Annotated in this window: 8 protein-coding genes; 1 reads left to right on the forward strand and 7 read right to left on the reverse strand. The window is 55.7% G+C overall.

The genetic code is table 11. From position 1 onward, the window contains the following. Window positions 1–57: 57 nt before the first annotated feature. The 5 genes from ATO3_RS28240 to ATO3_RS28260 are packed head-to-tail and all read right to left on the reverse strand — an operon-like array spanning window position 58 to window position 1900. On the reverse strand, window positions 58–270 hold the full coding sequence (locus ATO3_RS28240) for a hypothetical protein (RefSeq protein WP_088653048.1): 213 nt from the start codon (window positions 268–270) through the stop codon (window positions 58–60). After that, the gene (locus ATO3_RS28245; RefSeq protein ID WP_088653049.1) at window positions 267–467 is read right to left on the reverse strand and encodes a hypothetical protein; all 201 of its coding nucleotides are present in this window, start codon (window positions 465–467) and stop codon (window positions 267–269) included. Before ATO3_RS28245 ends, ATO3_RS28240 begins: the two co-directional genes overlap by 4 nt. Next, window positions 464–685, reverse strand: a complete 222-nt coding sequence (locus tag ATO3_RS28250; protein ID WP_088653050.1) for a hypothetical protein — start codon at window positions 683–685, stop codon at window positions 464–466. The genes ATO3_RS28245 and ATO3_RS28250 overlap by 4 nt, the downstream gene beginning before the upstream one ends. A 13-nt stretch (window positions 686–698) precedes the next feature. Then, on the reverse strand, window positions 699–1172 hold the full coding sequence (locus ATO3_RS28255) for a hypothetical protein (RefSeq protein ID WP_088653051.1): 474 nt from the start codon (window positions 1170–1172) through the stop codon (window positions 699–701). Then, window positions 1169–1900, reverse strand: coding sequence for a thioredoxin domain-containing protein (locus ATO3_RS28260; RefSeq protein ID WP_088653052.1), 732 nt, complete (start codon window positions 1898–1900; stop codon window positions 1169–1171). The genes ATO3_RS28255 and ATO3_RS28260 overlap by 4 nt, the downstream gene beginning before the upstream one ends. A 151-nt stretch (window positions 1901–2051) precedes the next feature. Here ATO3_RS28260 and ATO3_RS28265 point away from each other — a divergent pair, with 151 nt between their 5' ends. Further along, window positions 2052–2714, forward strand: a complete 663-nt coding sequence (locus tag ATO3_RS28265) for a tyrosine-type recombinase/integrase (RefSeq protein WP_233152362.1) — start codon at window positions 2052–2054, stop codon at window positions 2712–2714. A gap of 2 nt (window positions 2715–2716) precedes the next feature. Here ATO3_RS28265 and ATO3_RS28270 read toward each other — a convergent pair whose 3' ends face one another. Then, window positions 2717–3088 (reverse strand): hypothetical protein, encoded by a 372-nt coding sequence (locus tag ATO3_RS28270; RefSeq protein WP_088653054.1) that lies wholly within the window; start codon window positions 3086–3088, stop codon window positions 2717–2719. Further along, window positions 3081–3976: hypothetical protein (locus ATO3_RS28730; RefSeq protein WP_233152363.1), on the reverse strand; the 896-nt coding region annotated here is incomplete at its 5' end. The genes ATO3_RS28730 and ATO3_RS28270, both read right to left, overlap by 8 nt.

Below are 3976 nucleotides of genomic sequence, written 5' to 3' on the forward strand. Positions count from 1 at the left end.
TAATTTACGCCAGATCTTGTCCAAGAGATGGGGAGTAGCTCACTGCCGAGTCATGGCTCACTTTCCGGCACGTTGCGGGAACCTGTGCTTCCGGCTGGCGGCAAGGTTGTCCTCGATCACGCCCTTCACATGATTGCTGTCAGTCATGCCCTTGTACCGCACCTCGCACATGCGCCAGATGAAGGCAGCCTCTCGGACAAGTCCACGGAACGGTAGAATGCGGCGGCGCTTTTGGGCGGCTTCCCAGTGAATGTTCGCCTTGCCGCTCATCCGAACAGCCTCTTCATGTCACGGTCGATCTGCTGCGCAACCTCCAGCGGCGGCAGTCGCTGTTCAAGAGAACGTCGCACGGCGGGCGACAGCGTGTCCTTTTTCGCCTCGAACAGCCTGACGGTTTCGACCAGAGGTCGCGGCGGCTGTTGCAGCCACCACGCGTGGGAATATTTCGGGGGCGGTGCGGTTTTCATCGTGCTCTGTGCTGTCTGCCGACGGCCCACTTCTTCTCATAGGCCCGGCTCAGTGCGTTCAAGAACCTGCCGTGGGCGGCATGAACGTGCGTCCAGTCTTCGCCCGCATAAACGCTCCGGTCGATGATGTCGCTGCCGATGGCGGACAGGTGGGCGAGATATTCCATGTCCTTGGCATGATGGGCGGCTGTGCCGTGCCCGGTATGTGTGACCTGCATGTCAGAACGTCCTCTATGCCGACTTCTTGCGAACTCCCCGGATAATACCCCAGATAACGGCGATGATCAGCAGCCCTGATGCCCCGACCAGTAAGCTTGAGATGACGTTTCCGCTGATCAGAAACAGAACGATGAACGGGGGAAGCAGAAGCGCTATCAGCTTTCCGTTCGTCTGGGCAAAGCCCGCCCATGTGACCACACCCATCCAGACGCCTTGCAGCAAGACCGACCAGAACGGCATGGCCCCGCCGTTCTCAACCGTGGCAGGACCGGGCAGCGGCCATGACAAGAGCTTCAGGAAGATTGACTGGCGGGGTGCGCCTTGTGCGCTCGGGTTTCCGGCACTGCTGAGATAGGCTTCAAGGCTGCCCGTCCAGCTCTGATACAGCCCCCATGTCAGGATGATGTAAGCCAGCCCAACCGCAAGGCCGATCTGGACAGGGCGGGAGGTGCGAAGGGACGCTTGTACGGATTGCCAAGTGGTCATTGGTCACCTCCGGGGAACATGCTGGACGTATAGAGGATGATAGTTCTGGCGATGCTGTTCAGATCAAAGCTGTCCAGTTGGTCATCCAGCCATCTGCCATCCAGTATCAGCATGGGCGCGCGGACACGGTTCCGGTCGTCTCCCGCCGCCCTGTCCAGCAAGAGGAAGTTGCGGGCGAAAATGTCGCGCGCTCTTTCCGTATCACAGGCAGGCTGGTCGGGATCAGTATAGACGCCGCGTTCCTGCAACAGACTGCGGAACGAGAAGTTGCGGGCATTGGTAATCGCAGGCCATGTCGTCTCGCGCCCCTGAAAGCGGCGATTGCTTGCCATGGCATAGGAAATGAACACGTCCAGCGCCGCGTCAAAGCTGTCTTCGCCGCCTGTCGTATAGCTGCATTGCAGCCAGCGCGCCATCCAGTCGCTACGTTCCTCGGCAAGCTGGTTGTTCTCCCCCCTGTGGTAGAAGTCCGGCACAAGGCGATAGATGATGCGCAGGCGGTTCTCCGATATGCTTGGCTCGTAGAAGTCTGACAGGAAGTCATGAAGGATGATGCAGCCCGGACAGCCCGGCGAAAAATATACGATCAGCTCGTGTGCCGCGTCCGCTTCCCCGATGATGATATCCACGCCCTCATCAACCTGATGACCGGGGTTCAGTTCGGCGGATGCGGGCAATCCCATTGCCAGAAAAGCGGCTGTGACGGGGATGCTCAGGCGGTTCAGCATCGGACCTTCTCCTCAACTTCTACTCAGAAGTTGGGGTAATCGCCGTAGGTCAATATCAGCGCTGTTTTCAGGAGGGAAAGACCATAGGAATGCCGTCCTAAAGGGTTGACCCAGCGTTACATACTCACGTATGTCAAGTTTTGAGTAGAAGTTGACATCCGACAATTTCGGGCGCTTTGTCGGGTCTATGTCCCTGAACAGACTCCGAAATTCCAATCATCCGAAAGCGGGTTCCACGACCAAGGTGGAGCCGATCCGTGATCTTGCCGCGATTGCGACTATCAAGAAGAACTTATCGGCACGTCCGCGTGACCTGTGCCTGTTCACCCTCGGCATCAACACCGCCTACCGGGCAAATGAACTCCTTTCCATCCGCGTCGGACAGGTAGCGCACTTGAAGGCAGGCGATACGCTCGACCTGATGCAGTCAAAAAATCAGCGGCACAGGATGATTACGCTGAACAGCACGGCTGCGAACGCCATCCAGCACTGGTTGAAGAAGCACCCTGATCCAGAAGATGTTGCACCGCTCTTCCCGTCGCAGCAGACCAGAAAGGCGCTGACCGTCTCGCCCTTCATCAACATGGTGAAAGGTTGGTGTAAGGATGCGGAGTTGAAGGGCAACTATGGCAGCCACACCCTGCGCAAGACATGGGGGTATCACCAGCTGCGTGGCAACACGAAGACCCCGCCGCATCTCGTCCTGCCGCTGCTCATGGAAGCCTACGGCCATGCCCGCCAACAGCAGACGCTGGAATATCTGTGCATCCAGTCCGATGAGGTCGCCAGCCTGTTCATGCAGGTGGAGTTGTAGCGCTATGTGTCGAAGTTGTAGTCTGCGTTTTCGAAAGGCTGAGTCAGCCAGGTCATGACATTTCGAAGTGCATCGGAAGCGGTATAGTCGCCTCGTTGAATAGAATATTCGACTGGGTAGTTGTTATATCCATCGACCATGTTGGCTGCCTCGGGATCGAGTTCGCAGGCTTTAACAACAAAGTCCTGCCGTCCATTCCAGGCGGCCACGTGAACCGGAGTCATGAAGGCTTGGGTGGCTTTTCTGTCCTGAAGGGATTGCCCAGCGTCGAGCGCGGCCTGCAACTCGTCCAAGTCACCGTTCTCTGCTGCACGGAAAATGTCTGGGTCCTCTTTACTCATATCACCATCAAATCGAACCGCCACATTAGACATTTATTTGAATTCCTTCAAGTTTTTTTAGCGTCTGCGACTGTTCCGGTGAAATTTCCACTATCCTGAAACGGTACATTTCGGGGAGCAATTCCCCTGTAATCTTTAGCTTGCCACCCGTCAGATGACTTCTCGAAACTGCAATTTGTGACCCGGCAATGGGTTCCACATCGTAGAGAATCCGCAGGTCAATCTGCCGGGATAACAGATAAGGATGGCAGGGCGGCATGCTCGTCGTTTTTGAGAATTTTCTTGCGAAGACGACATGAAGTTCGATCTCATTTCCTGGGTTCTGCACTTTCTGCTGAGGTGCCCAAAGATAACCCTGATATTCAAGTCCGAGTCCCTCGCATTCGGCTGAAAAATTGGCGTTGAAATCGTCGTCCCCGACTTCCCTTGGTAGGGCGTAAATCAGGAAATATCCGATGCCGCTCTCATGGAATTTAAGTTCCAGAAGCTTGCGATCCGATGATGCAAAGGCAGATTCTTCTTGCTCAAGCAGAAAGTGGTGGATTCTATTTGGCTCCACCAACTCACGCAGTGACGCCCGAAATAGGTCTGCCTGCGAAATGTCGTGCAAAGACATGCTGTGATATGCTTGGCGTTTCTCAAGGACGGACTCGGATGCCGTCATGAATTCTCTCAATTCAGACTCGTTGGCTATCAAGAAGCGTCGGACAAACTTCAGAAAACCATGAGCGATTTTGCCGTCAGAACTGTGGAGCCATTTGCGGATGAGGTCGCGCCCGTTGTCCCCTCGGTTTGGGCGGGCTTCCACAACGGACAGTGTTATGCCGTGACGCGCACGATTATCTCGAATCTTAGCCGCAATTTCCGGCTCCATGATCTGGTAATCCCCCCCGATCTTAGTGGGATGCGGAAGTAGAATTT

This window comes from Marinibacterium profundimaris, assembly GCF_002210095.1.
Classification (GTDB): domain Bacteria; phylum Pseudomonadota; class Alphaproteobacteria; order Rhodobacterales; family Rhodobacteraceae; genus Marinibacterium; species Marinibacterium profundimaris.

Coding starts and splice junctions, on each gene's coding strand:
- ATO3_RS28240 (WP_088653048.1), bottom strand. CDS start 270: ATGAGCGGCAAGGCGAACATTCACTGGGAAGCCGCCCAAAAGCGCCGC.
- ATO3_RS28245 (WP_088653049.1), bottom strand. CDS start 467: ATGAAAACCGCACCGCCCCCGAAATATTCCCACGCGTGGTGGCTGCAA.
- ATO3_RS28250 (WP_088653050.1), bottom strand. CDS start 685: ATGCAGGTCACACATACCGGGCACGGCACAGCCGCCCATCATGCCAAG.
- ATO3_RS28255 (WP_088653051.1), bottom strand. CDS start 1,172: ATGACCACTTGGCAATCCGTACAAGCGTCCCTTCGCACCTCCCGCCCT.
- ATO3_RS28260 (WP_088653052.1), bottom strand. CDS start 1,900: ATGCTGAACCGCCTGAGCATCCCCGTCACAGCCGCTTTTCTGGCAATG.
- ATO3_RS28270 (WP_088653054.1), bottom strand. CDS start 3,088: ATGTCTAATGTGGCGGTTCGATTTGATGGTGATATGAGTAAAGAGGAC.